The organism is Crenobacter sp. CS_VA4 (assembly GCF_055597485.1).
On record NZ_JBVMAE010000003.1, the window covers coordinates 244,859 to 262,208 of the forward strand.

At 67.4% G+C, this 17,350-nt stretch carries 16 protein-coding genes and 1 rRNA gene; 6 read left to right on the top strand and 11 right to left on the bottom strand.

The window, feature by feature from the left end:
• Positions 1–15 precede the first annotated feature (15 nt).
• The 5 genes from ACZ2IA_RS04645 to ACZ2IA_RS04665 are packed head-to-tail and all read left to right on the top strand — an operon-like array spanning position 16 to position 3,588.
• Entirely contained in the window at positions 16–822 is an 807-nt protein-coding gene (locus ACZ2IA_RS04645; RefSeq protein ID WP_470291399.1) for a TOBE domain-containing protein, read from the top strand.
• Positions 823–859: 37 nt separating this feature from the next.
• Positions 860–1,615 carry a molybdate ABC transporter substrate-binding protein gene (gene modA, locus ACZ2IA_RS04650; protein ID WP_470291400.1) on the top strand — a complete coding sequence of 252 codons (756 nt, stop codon included), beginning with the start codon at positions 860–862 and terminating at the stop codon, positions 1,613–1,615.
• A complete protein-coding gene (locus tag ACZ2IA_RS04655) occupies positions 1,612–2,034 on the top strand; it encodes a TOBE domain-containing protein (protein WP_470291401.1) in 423 nt (140 codons plus the stop codon). The genes modA and ACZ2IA_RS04655 overlap by 4 nt, the downstream gene beginning before the upstream one ends.
• Entirely contained in the window at positions 2,024–2,704 is a 681-nt protein-coding gene (gene modB, locus ACZ2IA_RS04660; RefSeq protein ID WP_470291402.1) for a molybdate ABC transporter permease subunit, read from the top strand. The genes ACZ2IA_RS04655 and modB overlap by 11 nt, the downstream gene beginning before the upstream one ends.
• Entirely contained in the window at positions 2,701–3,588 is an 888-nt protein-coding gene (locus tag ACZ2IA_RS04665) for an ABC transporter ATP-binding protein (RefSeq protein ID WP_470291403.1), read from the top strand. The genes modB and ACZ2IA_RS04665 overlap by 4 nt, the downstream gene beginning before the upstream one ends.
• Positions 3,589–3,655: 67 nt before the next feature.
• Here the strand turns inward: ACZ2IA_RS04665 and ACZ2IA_RS04670 are convergent, their stop codons facing one another.
• From ACZ2IA_RS04670 to ACZ2IA_RS04715, 10 genes are all read right to left on the bottom strand, one after another.
• A complete protein-coding gene (locus tag ACZ2IA_RS04670) occupies positions 3,656–4,660 on the bottom strand; it encodes an NAD(P)H-dependent glycerol-3-phosphate dehydrogenase (protein WP_470291404.1) in 1,005 nt (334 codons plus the stop codon).
• A 118-nt stretch (positions 4,661–4,778) separates the two neighbouring features.
• Positions 4,779–5,219, bottom strand: a complete 441-nt coding sequence (locus ACZ2IA_RS04675; protein WP_470291405.1) for an SH3 domain-containing protein — start codon at positions 5,217–5,219, stop codon at positions 4,779–4,781.
• 4 nt (positions 5,220–5,223) lie between these two features.
• Positions 5,224–5,670, bottom strand: coding sequence for a protein-export chaperone SecB (gene secB, locus ACZ2IA_RS04680; RefSeq protein WP_470291406.1), 447 nt, complete (start codon positions 5,668–5,670; stop codon positions 5,224–5,226).
• Positions 5,671–5,756: 86 nt separating this feature from the next.
• Entirely contained in the window at positions 5,757–6,014 is a 258-nt protein-coding gene (grxC, locus tag ACZ2IA_RS04685; RefSeq protein WP_470291407.1) for a glutaredoxin 3, read from the bottom strand.
• 77 nt (positions 6,015–6,091) lie between these two features.
• On the bottom strand, positions 6,092–7,471 hold the full coding sequence (gene dacB / locus ACZ2IA_RS04690) for a D-alanyl-D-alanine carboxypeptidase/D-alanyl-D-alanine endopeptidase (RefSeq protein ID WP_470291408.1): 1,380 nt from the start codon (positions 7,469–7,471) through the stop codon (positions 6,092–6,094).
• 1 nt (position 7,472) lies between these two features.
• Complete coding sequence (locus ACZ2IA_RS04695) at positions 7,473–9,641, bottom strand: primosomal protein N' (RefSeq protein WP_470291409.1); 2,169 nt, start codon at positions 9,639–9,641, stop codon at positions 7,473–7,475.
• A 415-nt stretch (positions 9,642–10,056) separates the two neighbouring features.
• Positions 10,057–11,121, bottom strand: coding sequence for a uroporphyrinogen decarboxylase (hemE, locus tag ACZ2IA_RS04700; RefSeq protein WP_470291410.1), 1,065 nt, complete (start codon positions 11,119–11,121; stop codon positions 10,057–10,059).
• Positions 11,122–11,279: 158 nt separating this feature from the next.
• Positions 11,280–12,494 (bottom strand): MFS transporter, encoded by a 1,215-nt coding sequence (locus tag ACZ2IA_RS04705; RefSeq protein WP_470291411.1) that lies wholly within the window; start codon positions 12,492–12,494, stop codon positions 11,280–11,282.
• 144 nt (positions 12,495–12,638) lie between these two features.
• Positions 12,639–14,603 carry a DNA topoisomerase IV subunit B gene (gene parE, locus ACZ2IA_RS04710; protein ID WP_470291412.1) on the bottom strand — a complete coding sequence of 655 codons (1,965 nt, stop codon included), beginning with the start codon at positions 14,601–14,603 and terminating at the stop codon, positions 12,639–12,641.
• A 121-nt stretch (positions 14,604–14,724) separates the two neighbouring features.
• A complete protein-coding gene (locus tag ACZ2IA_RS04715; protein WP_470291413.1) occupies positions 14,725–15,261 on the bottom strand; it encodes an RNA pyrophosphohydrolase in 537 nt (178 codons plus the stop codon).
• 456 nt (positions 15,262–15,717) lie between these two features.
• Here ACZ2IA_RS04715 and ACZ2IA_RS04720 point away from each other — a divergent pair, with 456 nt between their 5' ends.
• Positions 15,718–16,818, top strand: coding sequence for a polyamine ABC transporter substrate-binding protein (locus ACZ2IA_RS04720; RefSeq protein WP_470291414.1), 1,101 nt, complete (start codon positions 15,718–15,720; stop codon positions 16,816–16,818).
• A 265-nt stretch (positions 16,819–17,083) separates the two neighbouring features.
• Here ACZ2IA_RS04720 and rrf read toward each other — a convergent pair.
• Positions 17,084–17,198: ribosomal RNA gene (rrf, locus tag ACZ2IA_RS04725) — 5S ribosomal RNA — on the bottom strand.
• Positions 17,199–17,350 lie beyond the last annotated feature (152 nt).

Sequence of the window (17,350 nt, forward strand, 5' to 3'; positions counted from 1 at the left end):
TTGAAAGCTAATGTCATGCCAGCTTCCCGCCACGACGCCTTACGTCTGAACGCCCAGGTCTGGTTCGAACAGGGCGAGGCCAACCTGGCCGGCCGCGCCGAGGTCGGCCTGCTCAGCGCGATTGCCGACACCGGCTCGATCAGCCAGGCGGCCAAGGCGCTCGGCCGCAGCTACAAGTGGGCGTGGGACACGGTCGAGGCGATGAACCGTCTCGCCGACCAGCCGCTGGTAATCCGCGAGACCGGCGGCAAGCACGGCGGCGGCACCCGGCTGACCGAGCGCGGCGAACAGCTGGTCGCCGGCTACCAGGCGGTCGAACGCGCGCACGCCGCCTTCGTGCGTGCGCTGTCCGACGAGGCAGCCAGCCTCGCCGACCTGCCGCTGTTGAAGAAGCTGGCGCTGAAGACCTCGGCGCGCAACCAGCTGTTCGGCGCGGTCCGCGCGATCCGCAGCGGTACCGTCAACGACGAGGTGGAGCTGGCGCTGTCCGGCGGCGAGAAACTGTCGGTGCTGATCACCCACCGCAGCACCGAGCGGATCAACCTGGCGCTCGACCAGGAGATCGTCGCGCTGATCAAGGCGCAGTGGGTGGCGATCGTGCCGCCCGACAGCGACCTGCCGGCGCCGCCCGCCAACCGGCTGCCCGGCACCGTCGGCGAGATCATCGTCGGCCCCAACGACGCCGAGGTGGCGCTGCAGCTGTCCGGCAGCGACGTGCTGTACGGCATCGTCACCTTGGCCGAAGCGGCCACGCTGCGCGTCGGCGCGCCGGCGCTGGCGGTATTCGACGCCAAGAGCGTGATTCTCGGCGTGCCGTTCTGATTTCTGCCCCACCCATAACAACAAGGAGACGCTATACATGAAACCCCAACACCTGCTCATCGCACTCGGCCTGGTCGTGCTGCCGTTCGGCGCACTGGCCGAAACGATCAACGTCGCGGTCGCCGCCAACGTGCAATACGTGTTCGACGACCTGGCGCGCGAATTCCACAAGGAAAGCGGCATCGAGGCCAAGGGCGCGTTCGGCCCGTCCGGCAAGTTCGCCACCCAGATCGCCAACGGCGCGCCGTTCGACGTGTTCCTGTCGGCCGATATGGACTTCCCGCAGAAGCTGCACGAACAGGGCCTGGCCACCGCCGCGCCGAAGCCGTACGCCTACGGCACGCTGGTGCTGTGGACTACCCGCGGCGTCGACCTGAAGAGCTGGCAGAAGACGCTGGCGTCGGCCAGCGTCAACAAGATCGCCGTCGCCAACCCGAAGACCGCGCCGTACGGCCGCGAGGCGATGCGCGCGCTGAACTACTACAAGCTGACCGAGACGCTGACGCCGAAACTGGTGTACGGCGAGAGCATCGCCCAGGCCAGCCAGTACATCGCGTCGGGCGTGGTCGACGCCGGCTTCACCGCCAAGTCGGTGGTGGTCGCGCCGGAAATGAAGGGCCAGGGCCAGTGGGTCGAGGTGCCGAAGGCCGCCTACGAGCCGATCGCGCAAGGCGCGGTGGTGCTCAAGCACGGCCAGGACAGCGCCCCGCAGGCGTCGAAGAAATTCTACGACTTCCTCTACAGCGGCAAGGCGCGCAGCATCTTCGAGCGCAACGGCTACACCCTGCCATGAACCAGCTGCCGGCCACCGTCTGCGGCGTGACCGCCTGCGACGGCATCGCGCTCGTCGACGTGCGCGTCGGCGAGCTTGGCTGCACCGCGATGCTGGTCGGCGAGCCGGAGCCGGCGCGCCACTACCCTGTCGGCAGCCGCGTGACGCTGGCGTTCAAGGAGCTGGAGGTGTCGCTCGCCAAGCGGCTGGCGGGCGAGATCAGCCTGCGCAACCGGCTGCCATGCCGGGTCACCGCCCTGCACCAGGGCGAGCTGCTGACCCGTGTGGACCTCGCCTTCGGCCAATACGCGCTGTCGGCGCTGATCACCAGCCGCTCGGCGCGCCAGCTGGCGCTCGCGCCGGGCGACGCGGTCGAGGCGCTGATCAAGGCCAACGAGATGACGCTGCTCGCCGATGATGGGAGCGCCGATGTTCGCTGAACTCGACTGGGGGCCGCTGTGGCTGACCGCCGAGCTCGCCGCGCTCACCACCGTCATCCTGTTCGTGCTCGGCGTGCCGCTGGCCGGCTGGATCGCCCACTCGCGCTCGCGCGCCAAACCCCTGGTCGAGACCCTGGTCAGCATGCCGCTGGTGCTGCCGCCGTCGGTGCTCGGCTTCTACCTGCTGTTGACGCTGAGCCCGAACAACGCCTTCGGCGCCTGGCTCGCCAGCGCCTTCAACCTGCGCCTGGTGTTCACCTTCGAAGGTCTGGTGGTCGGCTCGGTGCTGTATAGCCTGCCGTTCATGGTGCAACCGGTGCAGGCGGCACTATCCAACCTGCCACCGAGCCTGCGCGAGGCGTCGTACACGCTCGGCAAGTCGCGGCTGGCGACCTTCTGCCGCGTCGAGCTACCGAGCGTGCGCCCGGCGCTGTTGGTCGGCACGGTGATGGCGTTCGCGCACACCGTCGGCGAATTCGGCGTGGTGCTGATGATAGGCGGCAACATCCCCGACCAGACCCGCGTCGCCTCGATCGCGATCTACAACGAGGTGGAGGTCCACAACTACAGCGCGGCGCATGGCTACTCACTAATCCTGTTCGCGTTCTGCTTCGCCATCGTGTTCGTGCTCAACTGGCTGAACCGCCGGCATAAGGTGGTGCTGCGATGATCGCCTTCGACCTGACCCTGTCCCGGCCGGGTCGCAGCGCTGGCAGCGCGTTCACGCTGGCAATGGCAGGCGAAATTGGCGACGGCGAATTCCTGACGCTGTTCGGCGCGTCCGGCGCAGGCAAGAGCACGCTGCTGCGCCTCATCGCCGGGCTGGAGAAACCCGACAGCGGCACCCTCGTCGTCGACGGCGAGACCTGGTTCGACACCGCGCGCGGCGTCTACAAGCCGCCGCAGCAGCGCACCGTGGGTTTCGTTTTCCAGGACTACGCGCTGTTCCCGGCGATGTCGGTGCGCGACAACATCGGCTACGCGGTCGGCCGCGGCGAGTCGGCCTGGGTCGACGAACTGCTCGAGTTGACCCGGCTGTCGGGCCTCGCCGACCGGCGCCCGCACGAGCTGTCCGGCGGTCAGCAGCAGCGCGTCGCGCTGGCGCGCGCGCTGGCGCGGCGGCCGCGGCTCTTGCTGCTCGACGAGCCCTTGTCGGCGCTCGACCTGTCGCTGCGCCTCAAACTGCAGCAGGAGCTGCTGGCGCTGCACCAGCGCTTCGGCCTGACCACGGTGCTGGTCTCGCACGACCTGTCGGAAGTGTTCCGACTGTCACACCGGGTGGTGGTCTGCGAGCACGGCCGCATCGTCCGCCATGGCCACCCGCGCGATGTGTTCATCGGCCAGGCGCCGAGCCGCGACCGGCTGTCGCTGTCCGGCGAACTGCTGGCGAAACGCCGCAGCGACGTGGTGTGGATCCTGACGCTACTGGTCGGCCAGGACATCGTCGAGGTGATCGCCACCGACGACGAGGCGGCACCGCTCGAGCCGGGCGCGCGGCTGGCGATCTCGACCCGGGCGTTCAGCCCGCTGCTGATGCCGGCCGGCGCCGGCTGACACAAGGCCCGGACGCAAAAAAGCCGGCTCCGCGGAGCCGGCTTTTTTGTGGCGGTTCGGCCGGGACTCAACCCAACGCGTCGCCGGACTCCGACTTCGGTTCCCGCCCCATCAACCCGGCCACCACCTGCTGCGGGTCGGCGCTGCCGGAGAGCAGCTGGCAGACCGCGTCGGTGATCGGCATCGCGACGTTCAGCTCGCGGGCCAAGCGCTGCACCTCGTACGCGGTCGGCACCCCCTCGGCGACGTGACCGAGCTCGTGCAGGATCACCTCCAGCGGCTTCGCTTCGGCCAGCTTCAGGCCGACCTGGCGGTTGCGCGACAGCGCGCCGGTGCAGGTCAGGATCAGGTCGCCCATGCCGGCGAGACCCATCATCGTCTCGACCTTGCCGCCGAGCGCCACCACCAGCCGGGTCACCTCGGCGAGGCCGCGGGTGATCAGCGCGGCGCGGGCGTTCAGGCCGAAGCCCAGCCCGTCGGCGACGCCGGTAGCGATCGCCATCACGTTCTTCACCGCCGCGCCGACCTCGACACCGACCAGGTCGTCGTTGGCGTATAGGCGCAGCCGCGCGCTGTTCAGTTGTTTGGCGACGCGTTTGGCGAAGCCGTAGTCGTCCGACGCCACGGTCACCGCCGCCGGCAGGCCGAGCGCCACCTCGCGGGCGAAACTCGGCCCGGACAGCACGCCGAATTCGGCAAGGCCCGGCAGCTCTTCGGCCAACACCTGGTGCGGCAGCAGGCCGCTGCCGGCCTCGAAGCCCTTGCACGCCCAGAGGATAGCCGGCACCGGTCGGCCGAGCGCGGCCAGCGCCTGCAAGGTCGGCCGAAAGCCGGCGATCGGCGTCACTAGCAGGATCAGCTCGGCGTCGGCCACCGCTTCGGCCAGATCGGCGCTGAGCACCAGCGCCGGCGGGAACTCGGCGTCCGGCAGGTAGCGGCTGTTGACCCGGTTGTCGGCCATCTCGGCCACCTGCTCGGCGTTGCGCGCCCACAGCGTCACCTGGTGGTCCCGCGCGTAATCGATCGCGAGCGCGGTGCCCCAGGCACCGGCACCCAAGACGGCAAGCTTCACGCACACTCCTTGTTCGCAGCACCCCGCCGCGGTTGGCGGCAGGGCGACAAAAAACGGGCCGGCGTGGTACGCGGCCCGTTGACCCAATCCCGATCCGCTGCAGAGGCAGCGGGGCCGCTCACAGCCCCCACAGATCGTTGATCTTGGCGTAGCCCTCGCTGCCGTCGCGGTGACGCACCTTCACCCAGCCGGCGCGCGGCGGTTCGAGCAATTCGACTACGCCGTCCTTCGGCACGATGAAGCGGGCCGGCGCGGTGTCGGCGGCGGTCTCGTGCACCGCGGCGCGTTCGGCGATCACCAACAGCCAGCGCTGGTTCGACAGCGCCGCCGCCGGAATCCAGGCGATCCCGCCGGTGGCGTCGCGCACCCGCGCCCACTCCTTCTGGGTCGACAGCACCTCGACCGGGTAGTAACGGCTGACCACGAACAGCTTCTTGGCGGTGATCGACGGCGACTCGTACAGCGCGACGCCGGTCTCCTTCACCGAGCGAAACTCCAGCGCGTGGGCCAACGGTGCGATCAGCGCCAGCGCGAGCGCGGCGAGAGCGAGGCGCTTCATCGGTTTACGCCTCGGCGACCTGACCGCGCTGCTGCAGATACAGCGCTTCGAAGTTGATCGGGGTCAGCAGCACCGGCGGGAAGCCGGCACGGTTCACCACGCTCGACACGGCTTCGCGCGCGTACGGGAACAGGATGTTCGGGCAGGCCACGCCGAGGATCGGGTCGAGGTCTTCCTGCGGCACGTTGCGGATCTGGAAGATGCCGGCCTGCGCCACTTCGACCAGGAACATCGTCTTGCTGTCCGGCAGCTTGGCGGTGACGGTGACGGTCAGCGAGCACTCGTAGAAGCCTTCTTCGACCGGCTTGCCTTCCGAGGCGATCTGCATGTCGATCTCGGGCTGCGCCTGCTCCAGGAACACCGCCGGGGCGTTCGGCACTTCCAGCGACATGTCCTTGACGTAGATTTTCTCGATCGAGAAGACCGGTTGCAGCTCTTGTTGTTCGCTCATGTTTACTCTCAAGAAGACCCGCGCCGACGGCACGGGACAGGTTAAGGGGTGAAAACGGCCATCATCGCACGGCCGTGTGACAGCGGCTAGTCGGCCAGCAGCACGTCCAGCTTGCCGGCGCGGTTGAGCGCGTCCAGGTCGTCGAAGCCGCCGACGTGGGTGTCGCCGACGTAGATCTGCGGCACGGTGCGGCGGCCGGTGATCTGCATCATGCTGGCGCGCTCGGCCGGGTCGAGGTCGATGCGGACCTCCTCGATCTCGGTAATGCCCTTGGTCGCCAACAGGCGCTTGGCCATCGTGCAGTATGGGCAGACGGCGGTGGTGTACATCTTGACCGGTTTCATCACAACTCTCGCTATTCAACGTTCGGGCCGATTATACCGGCTGGCGCGCGCCACCGCTCTCGCCGCGCAAAAAGGCGTCAACGCATCGATCCCGCGCCGCCGATGATGTCGGCGACGATCTCGTCGATCGGCGCGGCAAGCTGCGGCGCCCGCGGGCTGTTGACGATCACCACGATCGCCAGCCGCCGCCCATCCGGCGCCAGCCAGTAGCCGGCCAGCGCACGCACGTCCCTGAGGGTGCCGGTCTTCATCCTGAGCCGCGCACCGACGTCGGCGAAGCGCTTCTTCAGCGTGCCGTCCTCGCCGGCGATCGGCAGGCTGGCAAGAAACTCGCCGGCGTACGGGCCGCGCGCCGCGGCGAGCAGCAGCTGCCCCATCAGCCGCGCCGACACCCGCTCGCGCCGCGACAGGCCGGCGCCGTTTTCCAGCACCAAGGGCTCGTCGGAGATATGCGCTGCGGCCAAGGTCCTGCGCACCGCGCGCTCGGCGCCGGCCGGGGTGTCGCTGCCCGGCGCCTCCTCCTTGCCGAGCGTCAGGTACAAGGTGCGCGCCATGGTGTTGTTGCTGTACTTGTTGGTGTAGTAGAGCGCATCGAGCAACGGCTCCGAGTCATGGCTTGCCAGCAGCGCCGCGCCGGCCGGGGCCGTGCCGACGCCGAAGCCGGCCGGCCCGGCGCCGCCCTGGCCGCGCCACGCGGCGACGAAGCTCTGCTGCGAGAACGCCTGCGGGCTCAGCACATTGACGAAGGCGCGCGCGCCGTCGCAGCCCTGCGGCAGCTTGCCTGTCACGCTGATGCTGTCGCCGGCGACGCGGATCGCCACCCGGTTGCGCACGTCGCCGCAGGCACCGGCACCGCCGTCGCTCAGCTTGGCCAAAAGATTGACTCCCGGCAGCGCCGGGTCGAGCGCCACGCGCGGGCCGAGGCCGTCGTTATAGAACGCCAGCCAGGCGACCTTCAGGCTGGTCAGCTGCGGATCGGGCGCGACCATGAACGCGCGCTCGGCGTCGCCGTCGAAATCGTCGGCGCGGCCCACGCCGCTCCACACCGAGCGGTCGAACAGCAGCCGCCCGGCGATCTCGCGGATGCCGCGGCGGCGCAGCTCAGCGGAGAGCTCGACCAGATCGCGCTGGTCGAAACGCGGGTCGCCGCTGCCGACCCAGTACAGGTCGCCCCTGAGCACGCCGTCGACGATCGGCGCCGACGACACCAGCCGGGTGGTCCAGCGGTAGCCGGGGCCGAGCCGGGACAGCGCCGCGTACGAGGTCACCAGCTTCATCGTCGACGCCGGGTTCACCGCCACGTCGGCGCGGTGTTCGATGAGCGGCGCGCCTCCCTCCACCGGCGCCGCCCACACCGCCACCTCGCCGGGCGCCAGGCCGTGCAGGTCGAGCGCCTGCGCCAGGCCGGCACAAAGAACAAGGCCTCCGGCCGCGAGCCGGTTCAAGAAACGAGTCATCTCAGAAATCCTGCGGGTCTACGTCGATCGACCAGCGCACCGCGCGGTGCGCCTGCTGCAATCCTGCCAGCCGCGGCAGCCAGTCGTCGAGAAAGGCATGCAGCCGGGCGCGCTGCGGCGCCTCGACCAGCAGATGGGCGCGCTCGCGGCTGGCGAGCCGCACCATCAGCGCCGGCGCCGGGCCCGCCAGCGTCACGTCGTCGGGCGGCTCGGCCAGCGCCGCGGCGGCGTCGAGAAAGGCGCTCGCCTCGGCCAGCGTCCTGGCATCGGCGCGCAGCGAGACCTGGAACGCCGCCGGCGGGAAGCCGGCGTCGCGCCGTTCGGCCAACTGCTGGCGGGCGAAACCGGCGACGTCGTGCGCGAGCAGCGCCTGGTAGAGCGGGTGCTCCGGCCACTGCGTCTGAACCAGCACTTCGCCCGGCGTGTCGGCGCGGCCGGCGCGGCCGGCCACCTGCGACAGCTGCGCGAACAGCCGCTCGCCGGCGCGAAAGTCGGCCGAATACAGCCCGCCGTCGGCGTTCAGCACCAGCACCAGCGACAGCGCCGGGAAGTCGTGGCCCTTGGCGAGCATCTGCGTGCCGATCAGCACGTCGACCTCGCCGCCGTGCACCTTGCGGTAGATCGCCTCCCAGGCGTCCTTGCGGCTGACCGTGTCGCGATCGATGCGCAGCAGCCGCGCGCCCGGCAGCAAGCCGGTCAGCGCCTCCTCGACCCGCTGCGTGCCCTGCCCCAACGGCTTCAGATCGCTGTTGCCGCAGTCTGGGCAGGCGCGCGGCGGCGCCTCGTGGTAGCCGCAGTGGTGGCAGTGCAGACGCCGGTCGGTCACATGCCAGACCAGCCGTGCCGAACAGTGCGGGCAGCCGGACAGCCAGCCGCACTCGGTGCACGCGATCACCGGCGCGTAACCGCGCCGGTTCACATACACCAAGCTCAGTTCCTTGCGTGCCACCCGGGCTCGCAGCGCCGCGATCGCCGGTTCGGCCAAGCCTTCGACCAGCTTCTGACGGCGGATGTCGATCAGCCGTACCGCCGGCAGCTCGGCGGCGCCGTGCGCGCGCCGGCTCAAGGTGAGTTCGCGGTAGCGGCCGGCGTCGACGTTGGCGACGCTCTCCAGGCTCGGCGTGGCGCTGCCGAGCACGATCGGCACGCCGGCCTGGCGGGCGCGCCACACAGCCAGGTCGCGGGCGTGGTAGCGCAGCTCGTCCTGCTGCTTGAACGAGCCGTCGTGCTCCTCGTCGACGATGACCAGCCCCAGCCGCGCCAGCGGCGTGAACACCGCGAGGCGCGTGCCGATCACGATGCCGGCGCAGCCGCGCCAGGCGGCCAGCCAGCCGGCCAGGCGTTCGCCGTCGGCGAGACTGCTGTGCAGCGCGGCCAGCGGCGTCGCCGGGAAGCGGCGCGCGAAGCGCTCGACCAGCTGCGGCGTCAGGTTGATTTCCGGCACCAGCACCAGCACCTGGCGGCCGGCGGCCAGCACCCGCTCGATCAGCCGCAGGTAGACCTCGGTCTTGCCGCTGCCGGTGACGCCGTTGAGCAGCCACGGCGCGAAGCCGTCGAACGAGCCGGCCACCGCCTCGACTGCCGCCGCCTGCTCGTCGTTGAGCTCCGGGCCGTCGGCCACTATCAGCGAAGGCACCGCCTCGACCCGCTCGACCAGCCCTTCGGCCAACCACTGCTTCAACAGCGCCGGCGCCTGCGGCGTCAGCGCCTTGGCCTCGGTCAGCGACAGCGGTGCACCGAGCGCGTGCCACAGCGCGTGACGCGCCTTCTGCCGTGGCGGCGGCCCTTCCGCATCGTGTGCCGCCAGCGTCAGCTGCCAGCTGCGCTCGTCCGGCCAGCGCGCCGGCTGCGGCCGGCGCAATGGGCCTGGCAAGGCAGCGAACAGCGTCTGGCCGATCGGGTGACGGTAGTACTGCGAGGTGAAGCGGATCAGTTCGAGGAAATCGGCGGGCAGTGGCGGCACTTCGTCGAGGCAGGATTCGACGCTCTTGAGCTTGTGCGCAGGCACCGCGACCGGGTGTTGGTCCTCCACCACAACGCCGGTCTGCTCGCCGCCGCGAAACGGCACCCGGACTCGGCATCCCACCGGCAACGACTGTTCGGCAAGGTAGGTAAATGTCATGGCAAGTGGCACGTTGATCGCCACCTGCAGCGAAACCGGATTGGCCATGCGGACGGATGCTCTCCTGAAAAGCCGGGCCGGCAAGGCTTTGCGGCGGGTGTACACAGATACTGTGGATAACTTTGTGGACAAACGCTGAATCTGCCGGTCCGGGGCCGGCAGATCGGCCCTGCCATTGGCTTGCACAAAAAATGAACAACGAAATAAATCGTTATAAATCAACTAGCTATGCTTACCACAAAAAAACCGTGACTACTTCTTGACAGCGAGAATCCGAGCCGCTAGCGCTTGTGCATAACCGTGAGAACGACTCGGCAAAATCCTGTCAACCCCCATTCAAAGCGGATACAAAGACCCGCCAGCGCCCGGGCGGGCATCCGCACCGTCTCAATCCGATCAGGGACTTAGACGCGGCGCGGTCCCACCGTCTGCCCGACAAAAACCAATCGGTCGAGCGGCGACTTCAGGCGTGGTAAGGGCGGGACAAGCGATGCACCGCCTCAACCAGCGCGGCGGCGTGCGCCGGATCGGCGAACTGCGAGATGCCGTGGCCGAGGTTGAACACGTGGCCGCTGCCGTGGCCGTAGGCGGCCAGGATGCGCGCGGCTTCCAGCTCGATCGCCGCCGGGCTGCCGAACAGCGCGTTCGGGTCGAAGTTGCCCTGCAGCGCCACCTTGTCGCCGACGCGCGCACGCGCCTGGCCGATGTCGGTGGTCCAGTCGAGGCCGACCGCGTCGGCGCCGATCGCGGCGATGTCTTCCAGCCACTGGCCGCCGCCCTTGGTGAACACGATCACCGGCACCTTGCGGCCGTCGGCCTCGCGGTTCAGCCCGGCGATGATCTGCTGCATATAGGCGAGCGAGAACTCACGGTAGGCCGGCAGCGTCAGCGCGCCGCCCCAGGTGTCGAAGATCTGCACCGCCTGCGCGCCGGCGGCGATCTGCGCGTTCAGGTACTCGATGACCGCGCGGGCGGTCACGCCGAGGATGTGATGCAGCAGGTCCGGGCGGCCGTACAGCATCGCCTTCAGATGACGGAAGTCGGCCGAACCGCCACCCTCGATCATGTAGCAGGCCAGCGTGAACGGGCTGCCCGAGAAGCCGATCAGCGGCACCCGGCCGTCCAGCGCCTTGCGGATGCTCGCCACCGCGTCGATCACGTACTGCAGCTTGTCCTCGATATGCGGCACCGCCAGCGATTTGATCGCCGCCTCGTCGCGCAGCGGGCGTTCGAACTTCGGCCCCTCGCCCTCGGCGAAATACAAGCCCAGCCCCATCGCGTCCGGCACGGTCAGGATGTCCGAGAACAGGATCGCGGCGTCGAGCGGGAAGCGCTCGAGCGGCTGCAGCGTCACCTCGGTGGCGTAGTCCGGGCTGGTACACAGCCCCATGAAGCTGCCGGCCTTCGCGCGGGTGGCGCGGTATTCCGGCAGGTAGCGGCCGGCCTGGCGCATCATCCAGATCGGGGTGTAGTCGGTCGGCTCCTTCAACAGAGCGCGCAGGAAAGTGTCGTTCTTCAGCGGCGTCATCGGTGCAGTCTTCCTCATCTATTTGGCCGGGATTATACCCGAGCGGCCGGCTTCCCGCCGGGGGCGGCGCCTTGCACCCGGCACCGACACGGCGCTACCGCGCAGCAAAAAAGCGGCCGGGCGGCCGCTTTCCAATCCAACGTTGGCCGAACAGCCGCCTAGCCCCGCGCCGCCCGGCGCCCGCCTTCCAGGTCCGGCAGCAACACCGTCAGCACGCCGATCAGCGGCAGGAACGCGCACAGCTTGTAGACATACTCGACGCTGCTCAGGTCGATCAGCTGGCCGAGCGCCGCCGCGCCGACACCGCCCATGCCGAATGCGAAGCCGAAGAACAGCCCGGAGACCATCCCGACCTTGCCGGGGATCAGCTCCTGCGCGTACACCAGGATCGCCGAAAATGCCGAGGCGATCACCACGCCGATGATCACGCTCAGCACGCCGGTCCAGAACAGGTTGGCGTACGGCAACAGCAAGGTGAATGGCGCGACGCCGAGGATCGACCCCCAGATCACGTACTTGCGACCGATCCGGTCGCCGACCGGGCCGCCGATCAAGGTGCCGGCCGCCACCGCGAACAGGAACACGAACAGGTAGACCTGCGCGCTCTGCACCGACAGGCCGAAACGATGGATCAGGTAGAAGGTGTAATAGCTGTTCAGGCTGGCGAGGTAGAAGTACTTGGAGAACACCAGGATTATCAGGATCGCCAGCGCCAGCATCACCTTGTTGCGCGGCAGGCCGTTATCGGGACGCACCGCCTTGCGACCCTGCTTGCTTGCCAGGTGCGCGCGATACCAGTGGCCGACCTTGAGCAAGACCGTCATCGCCAACAGCGCGGCGACCGAGAACCAGGCGATGCTGCCCTGGCCGAACGGCACGATGATCAGCGCGGCGAGCAAGGGCCCGAGCGCAGAGCCGAGGTTGCCGCCGACCTGGAACAGCGACTGCGCCAGGCCGTGCTGGCCGCCCGACGCCAGCCTTGCCACCCGCGACGACTCGGGGTGGAACACCGACGAGCCCATGCCGACCAGCGCCGCGGCGACCAGGATCAGCCCGAAACTGGCCGCCTGCGACAGCAGCAACAGCCCGGACAGCGTCAGCCCCATGCCGAGCACCAGCGAGAACGGCTTCGGCCGCTTATCGGTATACAGGCCCACCACCGGCTGCAGCAGCGACGCGGTCAGCTGGTAGGTCAGCGTGATCAGGCCGATCTGCGCGAAGCTCAGCGCGAAGTCGTGCTTCAGCATCGGATAGATCGCCAGGATCAGCGACTGGATCATGTCGTTGAGCAGGTGCGAAAAGCTGATCGCACCGAGCACGCGGAACGCGGTGCGCTCCTCGCGGGCCGGCAGCGTGGTGGACATCCCCGACATGCTTTACTCCTTGATGGTTTCTCTCGTGATGACAAGCAGATTGTAGCAAGCCAAGGACGCCAAGTGTCCGCCGACACCCGGCCGAACGCCGGACAAAAAAAAAATCGGCCGCAGGCGCGGCCGATGCGGGGCGGACGGGCAGGCTCAGATATCGGCCTCGACCTCGTTGCCGCGCGCCTCCATCCAGCTGCGCCGGCTCGCCGCCTCGCCCTTGCCCATCAGCATCACGAAGGTATCGATGGTCGCGGCGTGCGCGCCGCTACGCACCCGCACCTGCGACAGCCGGCGGGTATCCGGGTGCATCGTGGTGTCCTTCAGCTGTTCCGGGTTCATTTCGCCCAGGCCCTTGAAGCGGCTGATGCTCCAGGCGCCCTCGCGCACGCTCTCGCTGCGCAGCCGGTCGAGCATCGCCTCCAGCTCGCCCTCGTCGAGCGCGTACAGCTTCTTCGGCGGGCGGTTCTTGCCCTGCCCTGGCACGTCGACGCGGAACAGCGGCGGCTGCGCCACGTAGATGTGGCCGGCGTCGATCAGCCGCGGGAAATGCTTGAAGAACAGCGTCAGCAGCAGCACCTGGATATGCGAACCGTCGACGTCGGCGTCGGACAGGATCGCGATCTTGCCGTAGCGCAGCCCGGACAGGTCCGGCGCATCCTTCGGCCCGTGTGGGTCGACGCCGATCGCCACCGCGATGTCGTGGATCTCGGCGTTGGAGAACAGCTGGTCCTTGTGCGTCTCCCAGCTGTTCAGCACCTTGCCGCGCAAGGGCAGGATCGCCTGGTACTCCTTGTCGCGTGCCAGCTTGGCCGAACCGCCGGCCGAGTCGCCCTCGACCAGGAACAGCTCGTTGCGCTCGATGTCCTCGCTCTCGCAGTCGGTTAGCTTGCCCGGCAGCACCGCCACGCCCGAGCCCTTCTTCTTCTCGACCTTCTTCACCGACTTCAGCCGGCTCTGCGCCTGGCGGATCGCCAGCTCGGCGATCTTCTTGCCGGCCTCGACGTTCTGGTTCAGCCACAGCTCGACCGGGTCGCGGCTGATCGTCGCCACCAGCTTCAGCGCGTCGCGGCTGGTCAGCTTGTCCTTGGTCTGGCCCTGGAACTGCGGGTCGAGCACCCGTGCCGACAGCACGAAGCGCACCCGGCTCCACACGTCCTCGGCCTGCACCTTCACGCCGCGCGGCAGCAGGTTGTGGTGCTCGATGAAGCTCTTCACCGCGTCGAACACGCCGGAGCGCAGCCCGGCCTCGTGGGTGCCGCCAACCGGGGTCGGGATCAGGTTGACATAGCTCTCGCCGCCGGCCGTCTCGTCGAACCAGGCCAGCGCCCAGCTGGCGCCCTCGCCCGGCGCGAAGCTGTCGTGCTCCGGGCCGATGTAGGACTCGCCGGCGAACACCGGCGCGACCGGCTCGTCGCCGTCGAACAGCTCGACCAGGTAGCTCTTCAGGCCGTTCGGGTACTGCCACTGCTTGACCTCGTCGCCGCCGGCCTTCTCGAGCGTCAGCGACACCGCCACACCCGGCAGCAGCACCGCCTTGGCGCGCAGCAGCCGCTCCAGCTCCGGCATCGAGTAGCGCGGGCTCTCGAAATAGCGCCCGTCCGGCCAGACCCGCACCCGGGTGCCGCTGGTGCGCGGGCCGCAGTCGCCGACGCGGGCGAGCGGCTCGATCACGTCGCCGCCGGCAAATACGATACGGAACACGCCGCCGTCGCGCTTCACCTCGACTTCCAGACGGGTCGACAACGCATTGGTCACCGACACACCGACGCCGTGCAGGCCGCCGGAGAAGGCATAGGCGCCGCCGTCCTTCTTGTTGAACTTGCCGCCGGCGTGCAGGCGGGTGAACACCAGCTCCACCACCGGCACGTTCTCGGCCGGGTGCAGGCCGACCGGAATGCCGCGGCCGTCGTCCTCGATCGACAGCGAACCGTCGGCGTGCACGGTCACCGCGATTCTTTTGGCGTAGCCGCCGAGCGCCTCGTCGGCGGCGTTGTCGATCACCTCCTGGCAGATATGCGTCGGGTCGGTGGTGCGGGTATACATGCCCGGGCGCTCTTTGACGGGCTCCAGGCCCTTGAGCACCCGAACGGAAGATTCGTCGTACTGTTGTGTCATGCTGTGTCGGCGATCCGGAATGAAAACACGCCCGTGCGGGCGGGCGTGTCAGGCCCGGCGGGCCAGCCAAGGTTGGCCGAAACCGGGTCAAAAAACAAGAAAATCGCGGCTTCGGTGCCGCTCAGTCGTGCGCCGCACCGGAAGCCGGCGGTACCTGCCGCTCGAGAAAGTCGTTACGCGACTCCACCCCCTTGAGGAAGCGCGACAGCTCCAGCAGCGCCAACTCGTAGACGTTGCGCTTGAAGTCGATCACCTCGTCGACCGGCGCCCAGTAGTCGTGCCAGCGCCAGGCGTCGAACTCCGGGTGGCTGGTCGCGCGCAGGCAGACGTCGCTCTCGCGCCCGGTCAGCCGCAGCAGGAACCAGATCTGCTTCTGGCCCTTGTAGCTGCCGCGCCACTCGCGCCGCACCCAGTGGGTCGGCACCTCGTAGCGCAACCAGTCGCGGGTGCGGCCGAGAATTTTCACGTGTTGGGGCAACAGCCCCACTTCTTCGAGCAGCTCGCGGTACATCGCTGCTTCGGGGCTTTCGCCCGGTTTGATGCCGCCCTGCGGAAACTGCCACGAGTGCTCGCGCACCCGCTTTCCCCAGAACACCTCGTTGCGGTGATTCGTGAGGATGATTCCGACGTTCGGGCGGTAGCCGTCCCGGTCCAGCATAGGAAACCTGCAAAATTCGTTGATTAATGAAATTCTTGCACATTTCGCCCGGCGGTGCCATCCGGCCCCGAGCCCACCCTCGCCCACGTCCGTTCAAGAAAATTTACAAATCACCACGGATCAAGGACTTGCCGCTGCCCAATCGAGAATCGGCCCAACTCACTGCACCTATCATCTCATCAGCGATCCGAGCTCCCCTCCCTAAAGTCGATTGCCATGCCATCAAAGCCAGCGGCAGTCATCCTGTATGGCACCACCGTCGCTACGGTGCCAACCCCCTCACAGCACCAGGGAAATTTCGCCGGCCAAGACAGAAAGTGCTTGTGCTGACGAACAAGTTCTGTTTAATTATTTCAACATCTTGAACGTCTGAATCAACAAGACGAGTGATGCCCCACCACATGGCAGGCGGCATGCAAGGCCGGCTGAATAGAGGTTAATCGGAGGAAAAGAGAGATGAAGCGTTTTGTAGCACTGGCTGCAGCAGGCAGCGCACTGGTCGTGGCAAGCGGCACTACACTGGCCGCCCCGACCAAGGAATTGAACATCTATAACTGGTCGGACTATATCGCCGAGAGCACCGTCCCGAACTTCCAGAAGGAAACCGGCGTCAAGGTCCGCTACGACGTCTACGACAGCAACGAGATCCTGCAGGCCAAGATGCTCACCGGCAAGACCGGCTACGACATCGTGGTGCCGTCCAACACCTTCCTCGCGCGCCAGATCCCGGCCGGGCTCTACCAACCGCTCGACAAGAGCAAGATAGCCAATTACAAGAACCTCGACCCTGCCATCATGAGCATGATCGCGCAGGCCGATCCCGGCAATAAATACGCGGTACCGTATTTCTGGGGCATCAACACCATCGGCATCAACCCCGACAAGGTCAACAAGGCGCTCGGCGGCAAGCTGCCGGCCAAACAGTGGGACCTGCTGTTCAACCCGCAGACCGTCTCCAAGCTGAAGTCCTGCGGTGTCAGCATGCTCGACGCGCCGTCCGAGGTGTTCCCGATCGCCCTCAAATACCTCGGCAAGGACCCGAACAGCCACAACGAAGCCGACTATCAGGAAGCCGCCAAGCTGCTCAAGAGCATCCGGCCGTATGTCACCCGCTTCTCCTCGTCGGGCTATATCAACGAAGTGGCCAACGGCGACCTGTGTCTGGTGCTCGGCTACGGCGGCGACCTCAACATCGCCAAACGCCGCGCCGCCGACGCCAAGAACGGCGTGAAGGTCGACGTACTAGTACCGAAGGAAGGCGTCGAGCTGTGGGTCGACAGCATGGTGATCCCGAAAGACTCGAAGAACATCGACAACGCCTACAAGTACATCAACTACAACCTCGACCCGAAGGTCGCGGCGAACAACTCCAACACCGTCACCTACGCTCCTGGCAGTCTGCCGGCCCGCCAGTTCGTCAATCCGAAATACCTGCACGACCGCTCGATCTTCCCGTCGGCCGAAGACGTGAAGAACGGCTTCCTGGTCAAAGCACTCGACCCGAAGATCCAGCGCCTGAGCACCCGCCTGTGGCAGGAGTTCAAGACCGGGAAGTAACCCGCCCCCGCTGCACAAAAAGGCCGGCAATGCCGGCCTTTTTTCTTTGGAGACGTCGCAGTCCCTCAGCCCATTCACAGCCGAGAATATCTCTGTGCCATAAACGCCCAAGCCCCGAGCTAACGCTCGGGGGCTTGGGCTCGGGGCTTTAAACAGATTTCGCTTTGCCAGGCGGTGGTTTGCTCTGCTTTGAAATGCCCAAAGCCCCGGCTCGAAGAGCCGGGGCTTTGGGTGCTTCGCAGCCGAGCTGCAAAGCGAATGGGGAGTCTGGCGGTGACCTACTTTCACATGGCGAATGCCACACTATCATCGGCGCAGAGGCGTTTCACGGTCCTGTTCGGGATGGGAAGGCGTGGGGCCACCTCGCTATGGCCGCCAGACATAAACTGGTACAAACTGTCGAAGCCGGGTACCGCCGTTGGCAGTACCGTAGTGAATTCAAGCATACTTGGTAATTGATTGCGTCTCGTCGCACTCACTCGGTCACTTTGCACCGCAAAGTACCTCAAATGATAGGATCAAGCCTCACGAG